The organism is Bacillus sp. BD48, assembly GCF_046566805.1.
Classification (GTDB): Bacteria; Bacillota; Bacilli; order Bacillales; family Bacillaceae; genus Bacillus; species Bacillus safensis.
In genome coordinates this window covers 1-20,670 of the sequence record NZ_JANGFM010000006.1, presented here as the reverse complement: position 1 = coordinate 20,670, position 20,670 = coordinate 1, and the positions used below count along the sequence as shown (strand labels likewise).

At 40.0% G+C, this 20,670-nt stretch carries 29 protein-coding genes, 2 tRNA genes and 1 rRNA gene; 9 read left to right on the top strand and 23 right to left on the bottom strand.

Annotated elements, in window-relative coordinates; genetic code table 11:
* Positions 1-65: 65 nt before the first annotated feature.
* The 7 genes from recT to ACLGGR_RS16565 form a co-directional block, all read right to left on the bottom strand.
* A complete protein-coding gene (gene recT / locus ACLGGR_RS16595; RefSeq protein ID WP_410973480.1) occupies positions 66-941 on the bottom strand; it encodes a recombination protein RecT in 876 nt (291 codons plus the stop codon).
* Positions 934-1,884, bottom strand: a complete 951-nt coding sequence (locus tag ACLGGR_RS16590; RefSeq protein ID WP_039962787.1) for a YqaJ viral recombinase family nuclease — start codon at positions 1,882-1,884, stop codon at positions 934-936. Before ACLGGR_RS16590 ends, recT begins: the two co-directional genes overlap by 8 nt.
* Before the next feature lie 2 nt (positions 1,885-1,886).
* Complete coding sequence (locus ACLGGR_RS16585) at positions 1,887-2,066, bottom strand: hypothetical protein (protein ID WP_076839268.1); 180 nt, start codon at positions 2,064-2,066, stop codon at positions 1,887-1,889.
* 203 nt (positions 2,067-2,269) lie between these two features.
* The gene (locus ACLGGR_RS16580; RefSeq protein WP_410973479.1) at positions 2,270-2,548 is read right to left on the bottom strand and encodes a YqaH family protein; all 279 of its coding nucleotides are present in this window, start codon (positions 2,546-2,548) and stop codon (positions 2,270-2,272) included.
* Entirely contained in the window at positions 2,545-3,114 is a 570-nt protein-coding gene (locus ACLGGR_RS16575) for a helix-turn-helix domain-containing protein (protein WP_410973478.1), read from the bottom strand. Before ACLGGR_RS16575 ends, ACLGGR_RS16580 begins: the two co-directional genes overlap by 4 nt.
* 66 nt (positions 3,115-3,180) lie before the next feature.
* Complete coding sequence (locus ACLGGR_RS16570) at positions 3,181-3,873, bottom strand: BRO family protein (protein WP_410973477.1); 693 nt, start codon at positions 3,871-3,873, stop codon at positions 3,181-3,183.
* Positions 3,870-4,175: a helix-turn-helix transcriptional regulator gene (locus tag ACLGGR_RS16565; protein WP_410973476.1), complete on the bottom strand. Its 306-nt coding sequence runs from the start codon at positions 4,173-4,175 to the stop codon at positions 3,870-3,872. The genes ACLGGR_RS16570 and ACLGGR_RS16565 overlap by 4 nt, the downstream gene beginning before the upstream one ends.
* Before the next feature lie 71 nt (positions 4,176-4,246).
* Here ACLGGR_RS16565 and ACLGGR_RS16560 point away from each other — a divergent pair, with 71 nt between their 5' ends.
* The gene (locus ACLGGR_RS16560; protein ID WP_326349854.1) at positions 4,247-4,480 is read left to right on the top strand and encodes a hypothetical protein; all 234 of its coding nucleotides are present in this window, start codon (positions 4,247-4,249) and stop codon (positions 4,478-4,480) included.
* Here ACLGGR_RS16560 and ACLGGR_RS16555 read toward each other — a convergent pair.
* Together ACLGGR_RS16555 and ACLGGR_RS16550 are read right to left on the bottom strand one after the other, a co-directional pair.
* The gene (locus tag ACLGGR_RS16555) at positions 4,464-4,688 is read right to left on the bottom strand and encodes a hypothetical protein (protein ID WP_410973475.1); all 225 of its coding nucleotides are present in this window, start codon (positions 4,686-4,688) and stop codon (positions 4,464-4,466) included. The genes ACLGGR_RS16560 and ACLGGR_RS16555 overlap by 17 nt on opposite strands.
* A gap of 23 nt (positions 4,689-4,711) precedes the next feature.
* Entirely contained in the window at positions 4,712-4,936 is a 225-nt protein-coding gene (locus ACLGGR_RS16550; protein ID WP_410973474.1) for a helix-turn-helix transcriptional regulator, read from the bottom strand.
* Positions 4,937-5,099: 163 nt separating this feature from the next.
* Here ACLGGR_RS16550 and ACLGGR_RS16545 point away from each other — a divergent pair, with 163 nt between their 5' ends.
* The 4 genes from ACLGGR_RS16545 to ACLGGR_RS16530 all read left to right on the top strand — a co-directional run bounded on the left by ACLGGR_RS16545 (position 5,100) and on the right by ACLGGR_RS16530 (position 8,043).
* Positions 5,100-5,477, top strand: coding sequence for a helix-turn-helix domain-containing protein (locus ACLGGR_RS16545; protein ID WP_025207052.1), 378 nt, complete (start codon positions 5,100-5,102; stop codon positions 5,475-5,477).
* Between the two features lie 209 nt (positions 5,478-5,686).
* A complete protein-coding gene (locus ACLGGR_RS16540) occupies positions 5,687-6,265 on the top strand; it encodes a PH domain-containing protein (protein ID WP_025207051.1) in 579 nt (192 codons plus the stop codon).
* Positions 6,266-6,339: 74 nt separating this feature from the next.
* Positions 6,340-6,843: an ImmA/IrrE family metallo-endopeptidase gene (locus ACLGGR_RS16535; protein WP_410973473.1), complete on the top strand. Its 504-nt coding sequence runs from the start codon at positions 6,340-6,342 to the stop codon at positions 6,841-6,843.
* A 12-nt stretch (positions 6,844-6,855) separates the two neighbouring features.
* Entirely contained in the window at positions 6,856-8,043 is a 1,188-nt protein-coding gene (locus tag ACLGGR_RS16530) for a tyrosine-type recombinase/integrase (RefSeq protein ID WP_369879188.1), read from the top strand.
* Positions 8,044-8,126: 83 nt separating this feature from the next.
* On the opposite strand, the gene groL is transcribed toward ACLGGR_RS16530, so the two are convergent.
* Both groL and groES read right to left on the bottom strand, forming a co-directional pair.
* Positions 8,127-9,761 (bottom strand): chaperonin GroEL, encoded by a 1,635-nt coding sequence (groL, locus tag ACLGGR_RS16525; protein WP_041108751.1) that lies wholly within the window; start codon positions 9,759-9,761, stop codon positions 8,127-8,129.
* A 54-nt stretch (positions 9,762-9,815) separates the two neighbouring features.
* A complete protein-coding gene (gene groES / locus ACLGGR_RS16520; protein ID WP_024426730.1) occupies positions 9,816-10,100 on the bottom strand; it encodes a co-chaperone GroES in 285 nt (94 codons plus the stop codon).
* 229 nt (positions 10,101-10,329) lie between these two features.
* On the opposite strand from groES, the gene ACLGGR_RS16515 reads away from it, so the two are divergent.
* From ACLGGR_RS16515 to ACLGGR_RS16505, 3 genes are read left to right on the top strand one after another with little or no spacing between them, the layout of a single operon-like run.
* Positions 10,330-11,064, top strand: coding sequence for a CPBP family intramembrane glutamic endopeptidase (locus ACLGGR_RS16515; protein WP_059376134.1), 735 nt, complete (start codon positions 10,330-10,332; stop codon positions 11,062-11,064).
* Positions 11,061-11,255 carry a YdiK family protein gene (locus tag ACLGGR_RS16510; protein WP_003213897.1) on the top strand — a complete coding sequence of 65 codons (195 nt, stop codon included), beginning with the start codon at positions 11,061-11,063 and terminating at the stop codon, positions 11,253-11,255. Before ACLGGR_RS16515 ends, ACLGGR_RS16510 begins: the two co-directional genes overlap by 4 nt.
* Positions 11,256-11,311: 56 nt before the next feature.
* On the top strand, positions 11,312-11,938 hold the full coding sequence (locus ACLGGR_RS16505) for an NUDIX hydrolase (protein WP_410973472.1): 627 nt from the start codon (positions 11,312-11,314) through the stop codon (positions 11,936-11,938).
* A 40-nt stretch (positions 11,939-11,978) separates the two neighbouring features.
* Here the strand turns inward: ACLGGR_RS16505 and tatC are convergent, their stop codons facing one another.
* From tatC to moaC, 4 genes are read right to left on the bottom strand one after another with little or no spacing between them, the layout of a single operon-like run.
* Positions 11,979-12,737, bottom strand: a complete 759-nt coding sequence (gene tatC / locus ACLGGR_RS16500; protein ID WP_098676753.1) for a twin-arginine translocase subunit TatC — start codon at positions 12,735-12,737, stop codon at positions 11,979-11,981.
* 6 nt (positions 12,738-12,743) lie between these two features.
* Positions 12,744-12,923 (bottom strand): twin-arginine translocase TatA/TatE family subunit, encoded by a 180-nt coding sequence (locus ACLGGR_RS16495; protein WP_008355689.1) that lies wholly within the window; start codon positions 12,921-12,923, stop codon positions 12,744-12,746.
* 27 nt (positions 12,924-12,950) lie between these two features.
* Positions 12,951-13,604 carry a redox-sensing transcriptional repressor Rex gene (locus ACLGGR_RS16490; RefSeq protein WP_008355687.1) on the bottom strand — a complete coding sequence of 218 codons (654 nt, stop codon included), beginning with the start codon at positions 13,602-13,604 and terminating at the stop codon, positions 12,951-12,953.
* A 15-nt stretch (positions 13,605-13,619) separates the two neighbouring features.
* The gene (gene moaC / locus ACLGGR_RS16485; protein WP_041115989.1) at positions 13,620-14,111 is read right to left on the bottom strand and encodes a cyclic pyranopterin monophosphate synthase MoaC; all 492 of its coding nucleotides are present in this window, start codon (positions 14,109-14,111) and stop codon (positions 13,620-13,622) included.
* 138 nt (positions 14,112-14,249) lie between these two features.
* Here moaC and ACLGGR_RS16480 point away from each other — a divergent pair, with 138 nt between their 5' ends.
* Complete coding sequence (locus ACLGGR_RS16480; RefSeq protein ID WP_410973471.1) at positions 14,250-16,169, top strand: ABC-F family ATP-binding cassette domain-containing protein; 1,920 nt, start codon at positions 14,250-14,252, stop codon at positions 16,167-16,169.
* A 270-nt stretch (positions 16,170-16,439) separates the two neighbouring features.
* On the opposite strand, the gene tsaD is transcribed toward ACLGGR_RS16480, so the two are convergent.
* The 8 genes from tsaD to rrf all read right to left on the bottom strand — a co-directional run bounded on the left by tsaD (position 16,440) and on the right by rrf (position 20,661).
* A complete protein-coding gene (gene tsaD / locus ACLGGR_RS16475; RefSeq protein ID WP_410973470.1) occupies positions 16,440-17,468 on the bottom strand; it encodes a tRNA (adenosine(37)-N6)-threonylcarbamoyltransferase complex transferase subunit TsaD in 1,029 nt (342 codons plus the stop codon).
* The gene (gene rimI, locus ACLGGR_RS16470; protein ID WP_106052122.1) at positions 17,461-17,889 is read right to left on the bottom strand and encodes a ribosomal protein S18-alanine N-acetyltransferase; all 429 of its coding nucleotides are present in this window, start codon (positions 17,887-17,889) and stop codon (positions 17,461-17,463) included. The genes tsaD and rimI overlap by 8 nt, the downstream gene beginning before the upstream one ends.
* Before the next feature lie 25 nt (positions 17,890-17,914).
* Positions 17,915-18,604: a tRNA (adenosine(37)-N6)-threonylcarbamoyltransferase complex dimerization subunit type 1 TsaB gene (tsaB, locus tag ACLGGR_RS16465; RefSeq protein ID WP_208945840.1), complete on the bottom strand. Its 690-nt coding sequence runs from the start codon at positions 18,602-18,604 to the stop codon at positions 17,915-17,917.
* Entirely contained in the window at positions 18,585-19,061 is a 477-nt protein-coding gene (gene tsaE, locus ACLGGR_RS16460) for a tRNA (adenosine(37)-N6)-threonylcarbamoyltransferase complex ATPase subunit type 1 TsaE (protein ID WP_044335667.1), read from the bottom strand. Before tsaE ends, tsaB begins: the two co-directional genes overlap by 20 nt.
* A 13-nt stretch (positions 19,062-19,074) precedes the next feature.
* Entirely contained in the window at positions 19,075-20,052 is a 978-nt protein-coding gene (thiL, locus tag ACLGGR_RS16455) for a thiamine-phosphate kinase (protein WP_410973469.1), read from the bottom strand.
* A gap of 273 nt (positions 20,053-20,325) precedes the next feature.
* Positions 20,326-20,402: transfer RNA gene (locus tag ACLGGR_RS16450), tRNA-Asp, on the bottom strand.
* A gap of 48 nt (positions 20,403-20,450) precedes the next feature.
* Positions 20,451-20,527: transfer RNA gene (locus ACLGGR_RS16445), tRNA-Met, on the bottom strand.
* Between the two features lie 18 nt (positions 20,528-20,545).
* Positions 20,546-20,661: ribosomal RNA gene (gene rrf, locus ACLGGR_RS16440) — 5S ribosomal RNA — on the bottom strand.
* Positions 20,662-20,670: the final 9 nt, after the last annotated feature.

The following is a 20,670-nucleotide window of genomic DNA, read 5'->3' as shown; positions in this document are numbered from 1 at the left end:
CTGCTAATTTGAAAGGATCGGAAGTGCCTTTGACCATCCATGTGTAACAAAAAGGGATAGGAACCTTAATCAAATGGGCTTCTGTTTTCATCCGCTTGCTCCGTATTCGGACTTTCTAAAGTTGGTTCTACACTGTACGGCATATCAAGGACATCCTCGTCATAAACTGACTTTGCTTCTTGGGTAATATCTTTTCGTACCGTTTCGTCTTGCGCTGCGTACTGCTGAATTTCGATACTGATCGGCAGGTACTTCCACATACGGCGAATGACAGTTTTTTTCGCCATTTCTTCATAATCTGTTTGCCACGGGCCACTGTCTTTTGATTTGCTTCGTTTACGAACGGATTCAACATCTTCTTTGCTGAAAACCTCGAATTGGTACCCACCATCTTTAAAATGAGCAACCGCATATACATGAGTCATTTCACCTCTATGCCCTGTTGCTGGCTTATGAACTAACTTTGGATTTAACCCTAGTTCATACTCGAATTGATCCTTTTCATAAACCACATGAGAATAGATACTTTCTATATGACCAGAACGTCTAGCAAGGTCAATCATGCCCTTATATCCGATGATGAACTGAACTTCTTTCGTCCACTTATCCTTCTCACCATTTTGCCCCTTGATCTTTTTGTTGAAAGGAACAAAATAGCAATGACCTATTAATCCGGGTTCTAATCCTAGTTGTGCAGACTGCATGACAGCCCCCAACAATGAAGCGGGTGAACATTGTTGTAATTGCGGGTTACTTCTGATTGTCGTTAAAGCGATTCTTGTGAGTCTTTCAGGTGTCATGTGTTCAGGCAACGCCTTTTGTAATTCCGGCTGCATTGAAGCTAGGTAGTCAGCAATTGTTTTGGGTTTCTCCTCCTGCTGCTGGACGTTATTTGCTGCTTTGTTTGCCAGCTGATTCCGAATATCTTCGTTTTTAGCCATTGTCTACGCTCTCCTTTACATAAAATCTTCTCTGCGGCTTCGTTTCACTGAATTCCTCAAATAATTCAGGATGTTCACTGGCGAACTTCTTTGTATCAAAGCGGTTTGTTTGAATGGTCTTCCATGTCACACGATGTTTAGTAGCAAGACCGATTTCGTTTTCTCCTAGCATTGCTTTGAGCTGGTTTTCATCCGCTTTAATTCGTTCATCAATTTCTTTCTTTTCTTCTTTTGCGCTTTTTAGTCGGACTATGATTTCATCCGCTTTTAAAGGCAGGCTTGTTTCTTCGTCAATTCCAATGGGGTACATGTGATTAAGCAATTCTGTTGATGAATCTGAACCGTCAAACATTGGCGGCTCTTGCTTTTGTACGTGGTTCTCCCAAAAGTCTTTTTCAATCTGAATCAAGTAACCTATCAATTCCTCGTCACGATCCACCTTTTTATAAATGAACTTGTTTCCGCCGATCAGAACAGCGATCCACCATGCTTTATAACCCGTCACAGCCATGTAATGCTGGCACTGGATCAAATAAGCGTCTGGAATCTCTTCTCCTGTCCATTCTTCTTTCAAGTATTCAGAGGCCGTTTTGCATTCAAGCCCTACATTTTCACCGACAATTAATCTATCAACGTTTGCAAGCATGAAAGGATATAAAGGATGTTGAAGAATGGCCTTTTTTCGCCGGACCTTCTTTCCCGTGCGGTTGCTAAACTCTCTTGCGACCACTTCTTCAAGTACATGACCCCAATATGCGGCTTCTCCTGCTTCATCTTCCTTTGGTGACTGGCCCAATTTATCCAAGTAAACTGAAACAGGTGACTTCCATCTGCTCATACCAGCAATGGCGGCGGCATCTGAACCGCCTATACCAGCACGTCTAGCCTCAAGCCATTGCTCTTCTGTCATCTTCTCGGTTGAGATAAGGACCTTCGCTTGCATGGCTACATACCTACCTTTTGGCGATATGCCGCCTGCCCTAGCTGAATGTATTTTTGTTTTGCTTGAGCATTTGGGAAGCAGAAGACCGGTAAACCTTTTTTATAGTCGATCCAACCGCCTGCCTGCTCCAAGCGCTCTTGTGCTTCACGGCGATGGTCAAAGCTGATTTGAAATTTTGACATCGTGTATACCTCCATTGAATTTTTGTTAAAGATTTGGTATACTGTCTGTACCTAATCAGAAGCAATACACCTTAAAACTCGCTATGCCAAGCGGGTTTTTTTATTTGTCTTCGTCTTCCTCTTCATAGCCATCGCGCTCCGCTTCATCTTTCCAATGACTCTTCGGATAACCAAAGCTATTAATTTGTGTGATCATCGGATGCTCAATATTCAATGGTTTCAGTCCTTTCAGTTCTTGTAACTAGCTCAAGCCGCACACCATGTTTTTTCTGTATTTCCGCAGCCGTTTTAATTAGAAGACCCTTGTTATTCATCCGCGCAAGATCCTCGCTGATATTTCTAATGCTTCCAGCTAGACTTGCAACTTCTTCATAATTTCCGTCTTTCAATTCTTGATGAGCAAGATATAAAAGCTCTTTCACACAATCAATTTTCGTCTTTGCTCTAGATACATCTTCACTAATGAACTGTTTTTCAATCACGCTAGAACCGCCTCTCTATCCTGTCTTTTGTGCATTGCCACCTCTGCGACAATGGCTTTTTTCGACCATTTTTCTGTTAAGTCCGTTATCTTTAAGTCAAACTCACGCGCCATTGAATACATGAGCGTTTTGTTTGCTTGTGTCAGGTCATATATTTGCTTGATAGCCTGCATAGGAAGCTCGCCATGTTTGCCCGGACGGGTATTGTTCAACCATTCAGCAAGCTCACCAATAGCTTTTTGTGCGTCTTTCATTTCCTGTACTAGATTGATTAAAGCCTTGTGAGCACTATCATTTAAGGCGGGATCAATCGGTGCCGCGGCGAGCGGATGCATTTTGAAAATGTAGTGTACGAGATCGATATGTTCATAGGCTCCACATGCTTTGAACCAGTTGATACACAATTCAGGAGTAGGTCTGACATAACCATTTTCAATGTCTGATACATTACGCTGATCACGCCCTCCAATTAATTTGCCTAGCTGATACTGCGAATATCCGGATTCCTTCCTTACTTTCCTAAGAATTTCAGGTAAATTCCGCTGATTATACGGGCTGTTCTGCATTTGTTCCCATCCTTTTTTATTCGGTTTTTAATGGTAAAATTTATTAATGAAGGGATACAGCAGGATCTAGGAAACCCTGCGTGGAACCCAGTTAACAATGTAATTCACCGCTAATTGCATGTCTTTTCGTTTTACATCTTTGTAACTTGATACACCGAAGCGATCTTTGATCTCACGATAAAGCTCTTTAAAAAGTCGATTTCTTTCGTTTTTGTCATCTGTGAAACTGTAAATCCTAGTAGCGACTGCTTTTTGAATCCGTCTTTGTTCACCATGATCAATTGTGATCTGCTCATCCACTTTGGTGTTTAATTCAAGGATTTTCTTTTCATGAGTGGTTAATTTCTTAGACATTTCATCCTGCCGTTGTGATGTTTCTAATAAGAGTTTAAGAGACTCAATTCTCTGCTCTCTTTCGGTGAGAGCTTTTGGTCCACCATATTGACCGGTTTGTCTGATTGTTGGAATAACATCGTGTGTGATCCAACGCTTAAATTGTTTTGCTTCTGGTTTGCGGCTACTCAAGATGAGAGCGTATAGACCCGGTTCATTTACTGCTGCTAATTCTTGCGCTCCGCCAAGGGTGTCGGTTAAAACTACTCCCTTTTCATCTTCATCTAGGCGGGAAAGAGCATCACGATTGTTTTTGATTTCCAAGACTTCGCACAAGTCTTTTGCAACAAACCAAGGTTGTCCATCTTGAATAACTGTTCGGATCTCTTGATCCTGATAGTTGAAAATCTGTTGTAATTGATTCATGCTGTAACCTCCTGAATGAATGAGGAATTATTTTTAATCCATTCAAAAACCTCATCTCTTGGGTACCTAGCTTGAATTTGAGTGAGTTTAGGAAAATCAGGTCTAGCTGTTATTTTTGATACCGTTGGTCTTTTGACTGAAAGAATTTGTATTAAATGATCGACATTTAAAACGGGTGGATATGAGTATTTTTTCATCCCGTCTTCAACGCCTTTTTCATAAGCTGCCTGAAACAGCTTTTGCATTTGATCTTGAAACACTGTTGCTGTCAATTCGTCAAAAGTGATAACTGTCTGTGGCATGTCAAAACCTCCTATCTTTTGTAACTATTATCCTTCCATGTGGTAAAATCTTCATGAAAGGTGGTGGTTACATGAAAAACATAGACGTCTATGCACTTGCACAAAAAATAGATGACAAAATACAAAAGGACCATTTAGAAGAAACTAAAGAACTTTTTAATGAGTTTAAAAATAAGGACATACATTCTATTCAAAACCTTAATGAAATCCTTGTTAACCTTATAGCGTTGTCACATGCAAAGAATAAAGAATTCACAATTGATCTTATTCAAAAAGTTGTAGATGAACTTAATTCCGAGGTTTAAGCTTCATTCTAAAAATTTCTTCTATCCTTTTTGGAGTAAGCATAGACTCTTGCTTTAAATTAGCTTGTAATTGTTCTAAGTCGTCAAAGTGGAGTTTGGCGGCTTTAGAACTAAACAAAATGTCTACGTTCTGTTTAACTCGGTTCCATTCTGATAGTGTGATTCCGTCTAAAAAATTGGTGAGTTGTTCGATTTTGTTATTGTTCATGCTCATGCTCCTTTCGTATTGAATTAGGCAGTGTTTATATGAGAATCTTGTACTTGTTGATTTAAAAAAAGAGTTTTTATATCCGTTCCTAAAATCTCTGAGACTTTAAATGCATCTTCAATTTTTGGATTAGAATAGCCATTCTCCCAATTTGAGATTGTTGATTTTGTACAATCAAGCTTGAAAGCAAGTTCTTCTTGTGTTAATCCTTTGGTTTTTCTTGCTTGAACTAAATTTAAATTTTTCATTTGACTCACCACCTTTTGTATAAGAATCTTGTACTTATTGATTTCATTATATGTATAAGAATCTTGTATGTCAATGATAAAGTATGATTTTCTTATACTTTTGTTTAATAAACTTTTCTTTATAGTACAATGAACTTGTACTTTTAAATTGGAGGATACTACCATGCTCTCTAAAAGATTAAAGAGTGTCAGAAAAAATAGAGGATTAACACAAGAAGAATTGGCTAAACGTGTTAAAACAACAAAAGGAACTATAAGCAATTATGAAAACGGCCATAGTACGCCTTCAAATGAGATGCTGAAAGATTTGGCTGATGCATTAAACACAACCACTGATTATCTACTTGGGAGAACAGAAACCATTTCCTCAAACCAAGTTGCATATGATTTAAATGACCCTGAGTTACAAATCGCTTTCAATGCAGCATCTGATTTTTCAGAGGAAGCTAGGAAACAAACAATAGACTTTATCAATTACATTAGAGAAAAAGAAAAGAAAAGCGGCCGTACTTTTAAAAAAAATAAAGACCGCAACAAATAATTCAAAAATGCTTACATGGAATATATATTATTATTGTTTAGTTTAGTTTAATTAATGTTGAAGGTTTTGCCTCAATTTTTGAGGTAAAGTCTTAGGTTGAGAAACTTTTCAACCTCAATTTTTGAGGCAGAGTCTAGAATCATTTTTTTCACAACTGAAGGTTTTGCTGTAATTTTTACAGTAATGATTATGAGTGAGAGGTGTAAAAATTGGCTTTTATTTTTAGAGATGAAAAGATTTATAATCCCACTTTGAAAAAAAAGAAAAACGCTTCAAGGAACTTTATTAATCTCTATCATACAGCGAACGCTTTGTTAAATCAGACAAATGAAACAATTATGGAAATCGTATCTGGCAGCAGCAGTTTTTCTAAATTCGGTGAAATTGGCCTCTTAATAGCCACAAAAAAAAGACTGATTTTTATTGACAAAACGAGCTCGATTAATTCTTGGGACTATAATGATGTCACACATGTGTCTGTCCCTAAGAAATCATGGACAGGATACAAATTCTCTTTTAATACTTCTAATGAATACGTTGAATTATCTGGAATAATGGAAGGTGATCCTGATACTTTCGTTGCTTATATAAAGAAGATGAAAGAAAATGCCTCAAAGGTAAAAAAACAGTCTTCAAGTGATGAAATTAAGCAAGAAAATGTTGTGGCGCCTGAGGAGAACACCGATTTTATTATTGAAGAGATAAGAAAGTACGCAGCACTCAAAGAAGAAGGCATTTTAACTGATGAAGAATTCACACTAAAGAAGAAACAGCTTTTAGGAATTTGAATACAGCCCCTTATTAAACGGGCTCTTTTTTAGAAACAAAAACAGAACATATATTCTTATTTAGGGGTGATTGAATGAAAGGATTATCTCATTTAGAAGAAGAAGTGAAGAAGATTTATACAAAAATAAACATGCTTACACCAGAAGCAATTGATATGGAACTTATGGCCGCTTCATTAAAAATATGGCTGCATTTTGAAAGAAGGCCTAGTTTCGTTTTCTGTGTGAATGGGTCATACAGCATGGTCATTGATAAACGTTTAAACAAAAAACAACAATGGGAAGAGTTTGGTCACGAGCTGTGTCATGTGATTAAGCACTATGGCAACCAGTTTGATATGCACAAGCTCTTTCGAGAATTGCAAGAATACCAGGCTAATAGTTTTATGTATCATTTCTGTGTGCCCTCCTTTATGCTTCAAAAACTGAACCTGCCTTCTTTGCAATCTGAAGCGATAAAGTTAATTGGAGACACCTTTAATGTGACTTACTCTTTTGCCGCTGTCCGCTTAGAAATGTTTAAAAGAAAAAGCTTTGCTTTTGCTTTATATGAGAATTCCTTAAAACAAATTAATTGAGGAGGATTAAGTATGGGAAGACTTCAAAAATACGAGACTAAAAAAGGCGACCGCTGGATGTTTATAATTGAGGATGGTGTAAATCCGCAAACAGGAAAACGACAAAGAATTGTAAGAAGAGGCTTCACTAAAAGAAAACATGCAGCTGATGCTATGATTGATTTGGAATACATTCTAGGCAAGGCAAAGTTGGATTTAAAAAATGATATTACATTCAAAGACATGGCCGCTGAGTGGTTAGATGTTTACAGTAACACAGACAGAAAAATTAGCACCATTAGAGTTAGAAAGCATGAAATTGGTCATTTAAATAAATTCTTCGGTTTTCGTAAGCTCAAGGATATTACTAAAAAAATGTATCAGGATGCTATAACCAGCTTGAAAGTGGATAAGAAATTATCAGAAAACACGATATCTGGTATTCACGGTACCGCAAGAATGATATTCAAACGAGCTTTAGAGCAAGATTTGATATTTGTTGATCCATCGGTATTTGCTTATTTGCCAAAAGATAAGAAAACAGTCGAAGAAATCGAAAATGAAAAAATAGAAGAAAAATACTTTGAGAAGAATGAATTAAAACAATTTTTAGATGCAGCTTATCAATTAAATTTTGAGTATTACGTTATGTTCTATTTGCTAGCTTGGACCGGTTTAAGAGCTGGTGAGCTTGCAGCTTTAAAGTGGTCAGATATTGATTTCAAGGAATGTACCATCAGTGTTACAAAAACTTATTACAACCCAAGCAACAGCACAAAAAAATATACTCTCTTACCTCCTAAAACTAAAGGATCAATTAGAAAAATTGACGTTGAGAGCGAAGTTCTACAAGCTCTAAATAAATTTCGAATTCAACAAAATGAAATAAAAATGCAAATGAAACATGAATGGCATGATCACAATTTTGTTTACGCTAGAATAAAGGGACCTTACTGGGGATATCCTCACTTTATTAAAACTATTGAGAATAGGTTTAATGCAGTTCTAAAAAAGTCGGGAATACAGAAGAAACTAACTCCTCATTCTTTAAGGCATACCCATACTTCTCTCCTTGCTGAAGCTGGCGTGGATCTTCAAAGGATAATGGATAGACTTGGACATACAGAAGATCAAACAACAACTAAAATATACCTTCACATAACAAAAGACCGAAAAAAAGAAGCTTCTCAAAAGTTCGGAGAACTAATGAAAAGCCTCTAATTTTTCTATGTGGCATCAAAATGGCACCAAAATGAGTGTGACTAACGGATAAACCCTTATTAATCAAGGGTTTAAATCCGATTTTACATCATTCCGCCCATTCCACCCATGCCGCCCATATCCGGCATTCCGCCGCCTGAGCCGCCTTCTTCTGGTTTGTCAGCTACGACTGCTTCAGTTGTTAGAAGCATTGCTGCAACAGAAGCTGCGTTTTGAAGTGCAGAGCGAGTTACTTTTGTTGGGTCAACGATTCCTTTTTCGATCATGTTTACCCATTCGTTTGTTGCTGCGTTGAAGCCTACGCCAATTTCTTCGTTTTTCAAGCGCTCAACGATAACGGATCCTTCAAGACCAGCGTTGTGAGCGATTTGACGAATTGGCTCTTCAAGAGAACGTAGAACGATGTTCACACCTGTTTGAACGTCACCATCAGCTTCGATTGAAGCGACTTTGTTGTATACATTCACAAGTGCTGTACCACCACCGGATACGATACCTTCTTCAACTGCTGCGCGAGTTGAGTTCAGTGCATCCTCGATGCGTAGTTTACGCTCTTTTAGTTCTGTTTCAGTTGCAGCACCAACTTTGATGACAGCGACACCGCCAGCTAGTTTTGCAAGACGTTCTTGTAATTTTTCTTTATCGAATTCAGAAGTTGTTTCTTCTACTTGTGCACGGATTTGGTTCACACGTGCTGAGATTTGAGCAGAATCTCCTGAGCCCTCTACGATTGTTGTGTTTTCTTTTGTCACAACGACTTTAGAAGCGCGGCCAAGCTGACCGATTTCAGTTGATTTCAGGTCAAGTCCAAGGTCTTCTGTGATTAATTCTCCGCCAGTTAGAACAGAGATGTCTTCAAGCATTGCTTTACGACGATCACCGAATCCAGGTGCTTTTACTGCTACTGCGTTGAATGTACCACGAAGTTTGTTCACAACAAGAGTTGCAAGTGCTTCGCCTTCTACATCTTCAGCAATAAGCAATAATGGTTTTCCTTGTTGTACAACTTGCTCAAGTACAGGAAGGATTTCTTGAATGTTTGTGATTTTTTTATCAGTGATTAAGATGTAAGGATTTTCAAGAACTGCTTCCATCTTATCAGAATCAGTCACCATGTATGGTGAAGCATATCCGCGGTCAAATTGCATACCTTCAACCACTTCAAGCTCAGTTGTGAATCCTTTAGATTCTTCAATTGTGATGACACCGTCGTTACCTACGCGTTCCATTGCTTCAGCGATTAGGCTGCCGACTTCTTCGTCTGCTGCAGAAATAGCCGCAACTTGAGCAATTGATTCTTTACCTTCGATTGGTTTAGAAATCTCGTGCAAGCCTTCAAGTGCTACTTTCACTGCTTCCTCGATCCCTTTACGAACGCCAACAGGGTTTGCACCAGCTGTTACGTTTTTAAGACCTTCACGGATCATCGCTTGAGCTAGAACTGTTGCAGTTGTTGTACCGTCACCAGCTACGTCGTTTGTTTTGCTTGCAACTTCAGCCACAAGTTTTGCACCCATGTTTTCAAATGCATCTTCTAATTCGATTTCTTTTGCAATCGTTACACCATCATTCGTGATAAGTGGAGAACCGAATTTTTTCTCAAGAACCACGTTACGTCCTTTAGGTCCTAAAGTTACTTTTACAGCATCTGCAAGTGCATCTACACCACGTAACATTGCGCGACGTGCTTCTTCACTGAACTTAATATCTTTTGCCATAATAACGAAACCTCCTCAGTCTTTTTAAAAATTTATCTCAATGTTTTTATGTGATTAACCAATAACAGCTAAAATGTCGCTCTCACGAAGGATTAAATATTCTTTTCCTTCATATTTCACTTCAGTGCCTGCATATTTTGAGAAGATAATGCGGTCGCCTGTGCTTACTTCTAACGCAACGCGCTCACCACTTTCAAGTACACGCCCTGAACCTGCTGCAACAATTTTACCTTCTTGCGGTTTTTCTTTTGCAGAATCCGGTAACACAATACCGCTAGCGGTTTTTTCCTCAGATTCAACGAGTTCAATGATTACGCGATCGCCTAATGGCTTTAACATAAGAAACAACCTCCTCAATTTTTATATGTAGTCTTTTTTAGCACTCATCACCAGTGAGTGCTAACACATTTATTATAATAAAGAATGTCTTCTGCAATTTCAAGTGAAAACCTTTAAAAATTTTTACGCTTTCACGATCTTTTTGAATCTCAGATTCTTTCCTTTTTATCGAAAAAGAAGACTTGTGTTACAATAAATTTAGTTCTTTTAGTAAAGGGGTTTTCGTTACTTGAAAAAACAATATTGGTACATCATCTTAACGTATATATTGGTACAGGTATCTGCGTTTCCTTATTTTCTTATCATGAAATGGCTGGGATTCATTCAAACACCGATGACTCAAACAGAGCTTTCAAAATTATCAGGAACGTGGACAATCATTAGTTTCTGTATCGGATTGATCATTATTCTGCTCATCCTTCGAACCGTCCCAAAAGCTTCACTGCGAAATGAAGCGCCTGCTTCAATCGGTTCTGCTATCGCATGGATCATTGGCGGTTTCTTTCTATCTCTCTTTGCACAATCGATTGCAGGCGTGATTGAACAATATGCATTCGGCATTGGCCGTGAATCAGAAAATACGCAAACCATTTTATCCATTATGGATGCCGTTCCTTGGCTTGTGATCGTCATCGCCCTGATTGGTCCGATCTTAGAGGAAATCATTTTCCGTAAAATCATCTTTGGTGTGATTTATGAAAAAACGAATTTCTTCATTGGAGCACTTGCCAGCTCAGTGGTTTTCGCTGCTGTACACAATGATTTTCCCCATATCTTGCTCTATACTGCAATGGGCTTTACCTTTGCCTTTTTATATGCGAAAACAAAACGAATCATTGTTCCAATCGGCGCTCATATGCTGATGAACTCACTCGTCGTTCTTGTGCAGATTGAGCCAGTGAAAAAAATGATTGAAGAACAATCTCAAACCATGCAAATGATTATTGGAGGCTTTTTCTCATGAGAAACCCAGTCGTATGGGGCATCATTTATTTTGCCGTAGGTGTCGCTTTCACCTATATGGCCATTCAAAACCCAGGTGACATGTGGTCATTTTACAGCATTTTGCTGATGGTGTTTGCGGCCTATAATATCAATATCGCACTTAAAATGTTTGCCTTCTCTGTCAAACTCAAAAAACAGCAGCAAAAATAAATCAAAAACCATTTTCCGCGGTTGGAAAATGGTTTTTTTATGGAGGATGTATCTTCATGGAACATGAAAAACTTCGTATCTTCAATGATCAGCATGAAACAATTGGAGCTGCCGCTCGTTCAGATGTCCACGCCCAAGGCCATTGGCATGAAACATTTCATTTCTGGCTTCTCAAAAAGGAGCATGGCACCGTGCACCTTTATTTTCAGCTTAGAAGTCCCGAAAAAAAGGATTTTCCATCTCTTTTTGATATCACAGCAGCAGGTCACCTTCTTGCAGATGAACAGCCTTCTGATGGCTTGAGAGAGGTAGAAGAAGAGCTTGGTCTTTCTATCCCTTTTGAGAAACTCACCTTTGCAGGTGTCATACAGGATGAAATCCATATGCCTTCGTTCATCGACCGTGAGTTCTGCCATGTGTACCTTTATATGAATCAAGAAAAGCACATGGAAGTTCATCTACAGAAAGAAGAAGTCGCTGGTCTGTACAGAGCAAAGCTGCTTGATGCACAGCAGCTTTTAACAGGAACATGCGAAAGAATTCAAATCGAGGGCTTTAAAGTTGATGCAAACGAAGAACGACGTGAGGAAAGCATCGAAGTGGGGGTTGATGATTTCGTCCCGCATGAGCCCGCCTATTATGAGCACCTCTTTCACGCGATTAATCAATTTCTTTCACAATAGAAAAAGCATCGTGATCCCTCATTGGATCATGATGCTTTTTTTATGAAACATAATGTTTTTCTTTCTCCTCTGTTTGCTGCATTTTGCGGTAGGTCACTCTTGAAATGATAATGCTTACTTCATATAAAACGAGCATTGGCAAGGTGACCATGAGGTGAGAAACAAGCTCTGGCGGTGTAATGAGTGCGGCAATGACAAGGAGGACAAAATAGGCATACTTCCGTATTTTTGATAAAAACATCGGTGTGATGATGCCAAGTCTTGTGAGAAACATCAACACGACGGGCATCTGAAACAAAAAGCCAAATGGAAGTGTTAACTGCATCAGAAATGTAAAATACTCATGAATCCCAATGACTTGCTCTACATTTAAATCATTTGACATTCGCATCATAAAGTCGACGACAAACGGAAATAGAATAAAATAAGAGAAAGCCACACCGCTCAAAAATAAAAGCAGTGCAATCGGAATATAAGCAAGTGTCACCTTTCTTTCTTTTTCATATAAGCCGGGACTCACAAACGCCCACAGCTGATATAAAATAACGGGACACGTCAAAACCAAAGCAATGACAAATGCGAACTGCATAAACACGTACAGTGGATCTGTAAGCTTAAATGCGTTTAGCGTCAGTGTTGCCGCTTCATCGGTATTTTGTAAATACACAATGACCGGCTTAGCGAGAAAAAAACCAGCCACCATAAAGGCGACAAAAAACATCGCAATGATCACTAAGCGTTTTCGCAGTTCCACAATATGCTCCATAAGCGGCATATCTTTGACATTCATGAAGCTCATCCTATTCTACTGATCTTCTTTTTTCTTTTTTTCTTCCTGATCATCAGCTAAGCCTTTTGTGGCATTTTTGAATTCACGTAATGTATCTCCTGCTGCTCTTCCTAATTCAGGAAGCTTTTTCGGCCCAAAAATAATGAGCGCTACAATCGCAATCAGAATCAAACTCCCAGGACCGATCGGACCCATTTGCTCCACCCCCTTTACCCCTTTTCGTCAGTCCTCCTGCGTAACAGAGTAATGCTTTAAGAAATACACAAGAGACTGAAGTTCAACCGCCAAATCTATATGATGAATTCGAATGTGTTCCGGCACATTCAATCGAGCCGGCGTAAAGTTAAGGATTCCTTTGATGCCAAGGGCAATCAAACGATCTGTAATGGATTGAGCTGCTACGGCAGGTACTGTCAAAATCGCAACAGGTATATCTCCTACCTCTTGAACATGCTCTTCAAGCTTATCCAAATCATAGACTGGCACGCCGCCTATCTCACTTCCTATTTTACTCTCATTGACGTCAAAAGCCATTGAAATTTTTGTATTATTATTTTTTATGAAATTATAGTGTAAAAAAGCAGTCCCTAAATTCCCGACACCGATGAGCATGACATTGGTCATTTCATCTTGGTCAAGGGTCTTTCTGAAGAAGGTCAAGAGATAATCGACATTATAGCCATACCCTTTCTTCCCAAGTGCACCAAAGTACGAAAAATCTCGGCGAATGGTGGCAGAATCCACTTTGACTGCATCACTAAGCTCTGCCGATGACACCCTTTGTTTTCCTGATGCATGCAGATTTTTTAAAAAACGGTAATATAGCGGCAAACGTTTGGCTGTCGCTTGTGGAATTTTTGACTGATCTATATTCATATAAGGTCCTCCAACTTAAATATCAGATGCTCTGTGAAAATCACCATTTTTCCCGCCTGTCTTTTCAATTAGATAGGTAGGACCGATGATCATGCCTTTATCAATCGCTTTGCACATGTCGTAAACGGTCAGTGCACATACTGAAGCAGAAGTGAGCGCTTCCATCTCCACACCCGTACTTCCTTTTGTTTTTACCTGTACTTGTATGTTCAGGATGTGCGCATTTCCGTCTTCCTCCCAATTAAAGGAGATATCCACACCTTTTAGTGCAAGCGGATGACACATTGGAATGATGGTAGATGTTTGCTTTGCTGCCATGATGCCAGCAACCTGTGCAACAGACAGCACATCTCCTTTTCCAATTTCACGCTGCTCTATTTTATGAAATACTTCTTTTATCATACGAACACTTGAAACAGCAACGGCGGTTCTCACTGTAGACGATTTGTCACTAATGTCGACCATCTTTGCTCTTCCCTGTTCGTTAAAGTGGCTAAATTGACTCATCTTTCAACGCTCCCTCACTCAAATGATACACTATTTTTTCCTATCTGTCTTTCATTTGAATATGGCGATTGTATGTAACATTTGCCGGTTTACTGCTGATAAGCTACACTTAACATATTATAGCAGAGGTGAAGTTACATGATGATTCTACAAGTGAATCAGCTGTCCAAATCGTTTGGCGCTGATACCGTTTTAACGAATATAAAATTGGAAGTCAAAGCAAGGGATCGAATTGCCATTGTAGGTCGTAACGGCGCAGGCAAATCCACGCTTTTGAAAATCATTGCCGGTCAAATGTCTTACGAGCAAGGTGAGATCATCAAACCAAAAGACCTATCGATCGGCTATTTAGCCCAGCATACCGATGTGACGTCTACACGTACGTTAAAAGACGAATTATTATCGGTTTTTGATCATTTAAAAGAGATGGAACAAGAGATGAGAACCATTGAGGAGAAAATGGCTTCCTCCACAGGTTCTGAGCTGGATGCTCTTATGAAAACCTATGACAGGCTTCAGCAGGAATTTAAAGATCAAGGCGGCTATCAATATGAAGCAGATGTCCGCTCCATTCTTCATGGGCTCGGTTTTAGTCATTTTGAAGATGAGACAACCGTCCAATCCTTAAGCGGAGGCCAGAAAACCCGTCTAGCGCTTGGAAAGCTCTTGTTAATGAAACCAGAACTCTTAATTCTGGATGAGCCGACCAACCATTTAGATATTGATACCTTATCATGGCTGGAGCAGTATTTGCAAAATTATACAGGTGCTATTCTCATCGTGTCCCATGACCGCTATTTCTTAGACAAAGTCGTAAACCACGTCTATGAAGTCTCAAGAACTTCGATGAAAAAGTTTGCAGGGAACTATAGTAAGTATCTTGAGCTGAAAGCAGAGCAGCTAGAGCGTGATATGAAACTCTACGAAAAGCAGCAAGAAGAGATCTCAAAGCTTCAGGATTTCGTGGATCGCAACCTGGCAAGAGCCTCGACCACAAAGCGCGCTCAAAGCAGACGCAAGCAGCTCGAACGGATGGATCGTTTAGATAAGCTAGGAGACGAAAAATCCGCAAACTTCCATTTTGATATTTCGAGACAAAGCGGCAATGATGTGCTGAAGGTGCACGATCTTGATATTAGTTATGATGAAAAGACACCGCTCCTATCCTCTCTTTCTTTTCAGATTAAACGCGAGGATAGTGTGGCACTCATTGGACCTAACGGGATCGGGAAATCAACCCTTTTAAAAACGTTAACGAACACATTAACACCAGTAAAAGGCGACATCACTTTTGGATCTCATGTTACGATCGGCTACTATGACCAAGAGCAAGCCAAACTGACATCCTCGAAAAAAGTGCTAAATGAGCTTTGGGATGACTATCCTCATATGAATGAAAAAGAAATTCGGACATGTTTAGGAAACTTCCTCTTTTCCGGTGATGACGTTTTAAAGCCTGTCCATGCATTAAGCGGTGGAGAAAAAGCACGCCTTGCACTGGCAAAGCTGATGCTCCAAAAAGCCAATTTTCTTATTCTCGATGAGCCTACAAACCATCTGGACTTAGATAGTAAGGAAATTTTAGAGAATGCACTGATCGATTATCCAGGAACCATCTTATTTGTTTCGCATGATCGTTATTTTATCAATCGTCTGGCAACGAAAGTATTTGAGCTGTCGCCTACAGAAACAAAAGAATATCTCGGTGATTATGACTACTACCTTGAAAAGAAAAATGAACAATTAGAGCTGGAAATACTTCAAGAAAATGAGCCGCTTAAAAAACAAGCTGCACAGCCAACAGAAAAGGCAAAGCTTTCTTATGCAGAAGAAAAAGAACTGAAAAAGAAAGAAAGACAAAAGCAGCGCAGAATCGAAGAAATTGAAGAACGGATTGCTGTCATTGAAGACAAGCTCGGTGAAAATGAAGAGTTTCTATGTGATCCTGATATTTTTCAAGATCACGAGAAGGTCCAAGCCATTCAAACAGAAAATGATACGCTCAATCAAGAGCTGGAATCACTTTTTGCGGAGTGGGAAGAGCTGTCAGATTCTTAAAGAGTGCCCTAAAAGGTACTCTTTTTTCTTTCAATGAAAATTTATTATCCACAATTATACCCACAATAACTTCTTGATTATTCTTAAATACTTTAGACTTATCCACTTTATCCACAGAGTTTTAATCACATATCCACAAAAAAGATCGCATTTATACACATCCTCTTCATTTTAAAACAAAATTTTCTAACAATTGTGGATATATAACGTTTACATGTGAATAAATCGCTTTCATAGAAAATAAAAAACCCCTGTAATCCACAGGAGTTTTCATTCATATGAGACTATTGGTAATCCTGGCTGGCCATTCATCGTCATATCGCCTCTTATTCCTTTTTCAAATGCAACGGTTCCAGCAGCAGCGATCATGGCTGCATTGTCTGTGCAAAGGGATAATGGCGGAATAATAACCTTCACGTCTGGCAGCTTCGTGAATGCTGAGGTTAAAGCTTCTCTTAGTCCTTTATTGGCAGCGACTCCTCCAGCTAGAACAACCTGCTTCACACCATAGGCTTCTGCTGCTTTCAATGTTTTCCCAACAAGCACTTCAATGACGCTTGCTTGAAAACTTGCGGCCAAATTCTCTGGGGCAATTGTTTCTCCCTTTTGTGACGCATTGTGTAAGGTGTTGATCACAGCTGATTTTAAACCACTGAAGCTAAAGTGATAGGACCCTTCTTCAAGCCATGCTCGAGGAAGCTTAATTGTCGGCTCCCCTTCATGGGCTAACCGATCAATGTGAGGTCCGCCTGGATACGGGAGACCCATCGTCCGGGCCACTTTATCATACGCTTCTCCAGCCGCATCATCTAAAGTTTCTCCAATGACTTCAAAAGATCCATGCTCCTTCATTAAAACAAGCTCAGTATGTCCGCCAGAGACAACAAGAGCTAAACATGGAAACTCCAATTCATCAACAAGCTGGTTTGCATAAATATGCCCTGCAATATGATGAACACCAACAAGAGGAATTTGATGGGCAAAGCTCAGTGCCTTTGCTGCATTGACACCAATCAGCAAGGCACCGACAAGACCAGGTCCTTCTGTGACAGCAATCGCATCTAAATCCTTAAAGCTCATACCCGCCTGTGCCATCACTTCCTCTAATACGATAGTGACTTGCTCCACGTGATGCCTCGAAGCAATTTCGGGCACAACACCGCCAAATCGTTTATGACTGTCTATTTGCGAGGCCACCACATTTGCCATGATTTCCTTTCCATTTTTGACAATGGACGCAGCTGTTTCATCGCAGCTTGTTTCTATACCTAATATGAATCGATCTGTTTGTTCACTCATTTATATTCACCCACATGACTAATGCATCTTCTCCATTATCCGTATAATAATTCTTTCGAATTGAAGCTGGTCTGAAACCGAGCTTTTCATAGAGGGATTGTGCTGGTGTATTCGAAACCCGCACCTCTAAAGAAAGATGATCTGTCTTTTTTTCTTTGCAAAATTCCATGACATGTCGAAGCAATGCTTCCCCGTAGCCTTTTCCTCTATGCTCAGGGAGAATCGCAATGTTCGTAATTTGTGCATCGTCCATGACAATCCAGACCCCGCAATACCCAACAGGCTGCTTATCTTCTTCAATGAGGAAATAATGGCTGTATTGATTATGGAGAATCTCATACACAAACGATTCTTTTTTCCAGGGTGCTGTAAACGAATGCACTTCAATCGTATACACCTCTGGAATGTCTGCTACTGTCATTTGTCGAATCTCTGCTATGTTAAGATTATTTTTGTCCTTCAAGCCATTTCACTTCCGCTTCTGCCAAACGAATATAGTTAGGAACGAGCTGATGGACATCTTCAGCTGGACGATCTGCGCCTAAAAATGCAAGCACTGAAGGTCTTGGGTTATGAAATGTTCCCTCTGCCAGTACAGCCGTTTCTCCTAAAATGGAGCGAATGCTCTCTTCATGAAGGTGCACATCTTGTCCAAGAAATAGAACAGGCTTTCCTGTCTGCTTCAGTTCATGAAGCCAATCCGTGAGCAAGATATTTTGATCTGGTTCGACTTCTTTGATCTTACCTTTTTCAAACGTATAGAGTCCGGTATAAACTTGTCCTCTTCTCGCATCAAATAGAGGTGAGATATACCCATCAAAATATTGGCCATTTGCCGCAAGTGTTTCTAAACTCGAAACAGCCGAAATCGGGATAGACAGCGTCCACGCAAGTGTTTTTGCTATGGTGACCCCGATTCTGACGCCAGTGTAAGAACCAGGTCCTTTTGCCACAACGATTTTACTCAGTTCGCTTGGTGATACACCACATTCTTTCATCAATGCTTCAACAGTGGGCATCGCTCGGACGGAATGGTTCTTTTTTAAATACGTGATGCTCTCGCCAATTACAGTGAAATCTCTTACAAGAGCAATTCCTAGTGTATGGTTTGATGTATCAATGGCCAGTATGGTCAAATTCTTTCATCTCCTTACAAAGGGTCTCATAACGCTCCCCTTTTGCATCAAACGTGAGATGCCGTTCTTCTTCACGTTCTGTTCTCAGCATTTCAATTTTTAAATAGGAAGAAGGCAATTGAGGTTCAATAAGATGAGCCCATTCAACCAAGCATACACCTTCACCCTCAAAATATTCTTCGAGTCCGATCTCTTCTTCTGCATCTTCCATGCGGTACACGTCCATATGATAAAGTGGCAATCTGCCATCGGTATATTCTTTAATAATTGTAAAGGTGGGGCTGTTGACGATACGGGTAATTCCTAAGCCTTCCGCAAAACCTTTTGAAAAAGTGGTTTTGCCTGCGCCCAAATCTCCTTCTAATGTCAATACATCGCCTGGCATCACAAGTTTGGCCAAAGCAGCGGCAATTCGTTTCGTCTCATCCGCACCTTTTGTCGTCCATGTTAATTTCACCGTTGATGTCACCTCATTTCTTAAAATGATTATATCCTTTTTTCATTAACATTGTTTGTTGATCATTGTCTTTTAACATAACACTGGCTGCTTGATCATCTTTGACTTGTCCAATACGTGTGATCTGAATGCCTTCTTTTTGACATTGCGATTCAAAGCTTTCCCAATCAGATTCTGGTATCGTACCAGTTAAAACAAAGTCTTCTCCCCCAAATAACACCCATTCAAGCCAGTCTTTCCGCAGCACCTGTAAATCTGGATGAATTGGAAGCTTATCAGCTTCTATCTCGATCATCACACAGCTCGCTTCGGCTATCTCATTCAACTCACTCGCTAATCCATCACTCACATCATTCAAGGTGACCCGCGGGAAACTTGAACAAATGTGTCCAGCAGCAATATGAGGCTGAGGCATTTTATGACGCTTAAGAAAAAAATCAGCATCGACCGCCTTAGAAGGGGCTACTTCGTTCATTAAGATTGATAACCCAGCAGATGACGAACCGAGTTCACCTGTGACAAAGACGATGTCTCCAGTCTGAGCACTATGACGATAACAAGCTGTTCCCTTTGAAACCTCACCAATGACCGTCACGGTAATGACAAAATCACTATGGGTGGCCACTGTATCTCCACCAATCAAATCCATATGATAGGAGTCAGCCAACGCTTTCATTCCCTCGTAAAGATCCGTAACGATTGCCTCATTACCATGAGGCGGGATCGCAATTGAAACAAGATAATACTTTGGGGTCCCTCCCATTGCAGCGATATCACTGACATTGACTGCCAATGCCTTAAATCCAACTTCAAACGGTGTGGAAAAGTCAAAACGAAAATGAACATGCTCCACCATTGTATCAACACAAACGACCTCTTCACAATGTGAATGAGGTTGATAAACACTTGCATCATCACCGATGCCCATGATCAAAGAGCGCTGATATGTATCTTTTGGTGTGATTCGGCGAATAAGATCAAATTCATCCATAAAAAGACAGCCCCTTCTTGCAATCAATTGGTTAAGTAGACATGATGTCAAACACAGTTAATATTAGTGTAGCGAATATAAGTCTCAGTTCCAACTAAAAATGATATAAAGAAAGCCTGGTGTGAAAAAACCAGGCTGAGTTGAAGTAATCTATCTTTTCTTTCTTATAGTGTAGCCAAACACATATCATTTCATTGCATCTTGGGTACTTGTAGAAAGAAAAAGACATAAAAAAAAACGAAACTATACGTTTTCGTTTACAAGTCATAAAAATGGCGGTCCGGACGGGACTCGAACCCGCGACCTCCTGCGTGACAGGCAGGCATTCTAACCAACTGAACTACCGGACCATTTTGGTTGCACTCAATGAGCACTCCCTATTGGTATATAAAATAATTTGGTTGCGGGGGCAGGATTTGAACCTGCGACCTTCGGGTTATGAGCCCGACGAGCTACCGAACTGCTCCACCCCGCGACGATATAAATATAACAAGCTTGGCGGCGTCCTACTCTCACAGGGGGAAACCCCCAACTACCATCGGCGCTGAAGAGCTTAACTTCCGTGTTCGGTATGGGAACGGGTGTGACCTCTTCGCTATCGCCACCAAACCTGATGGA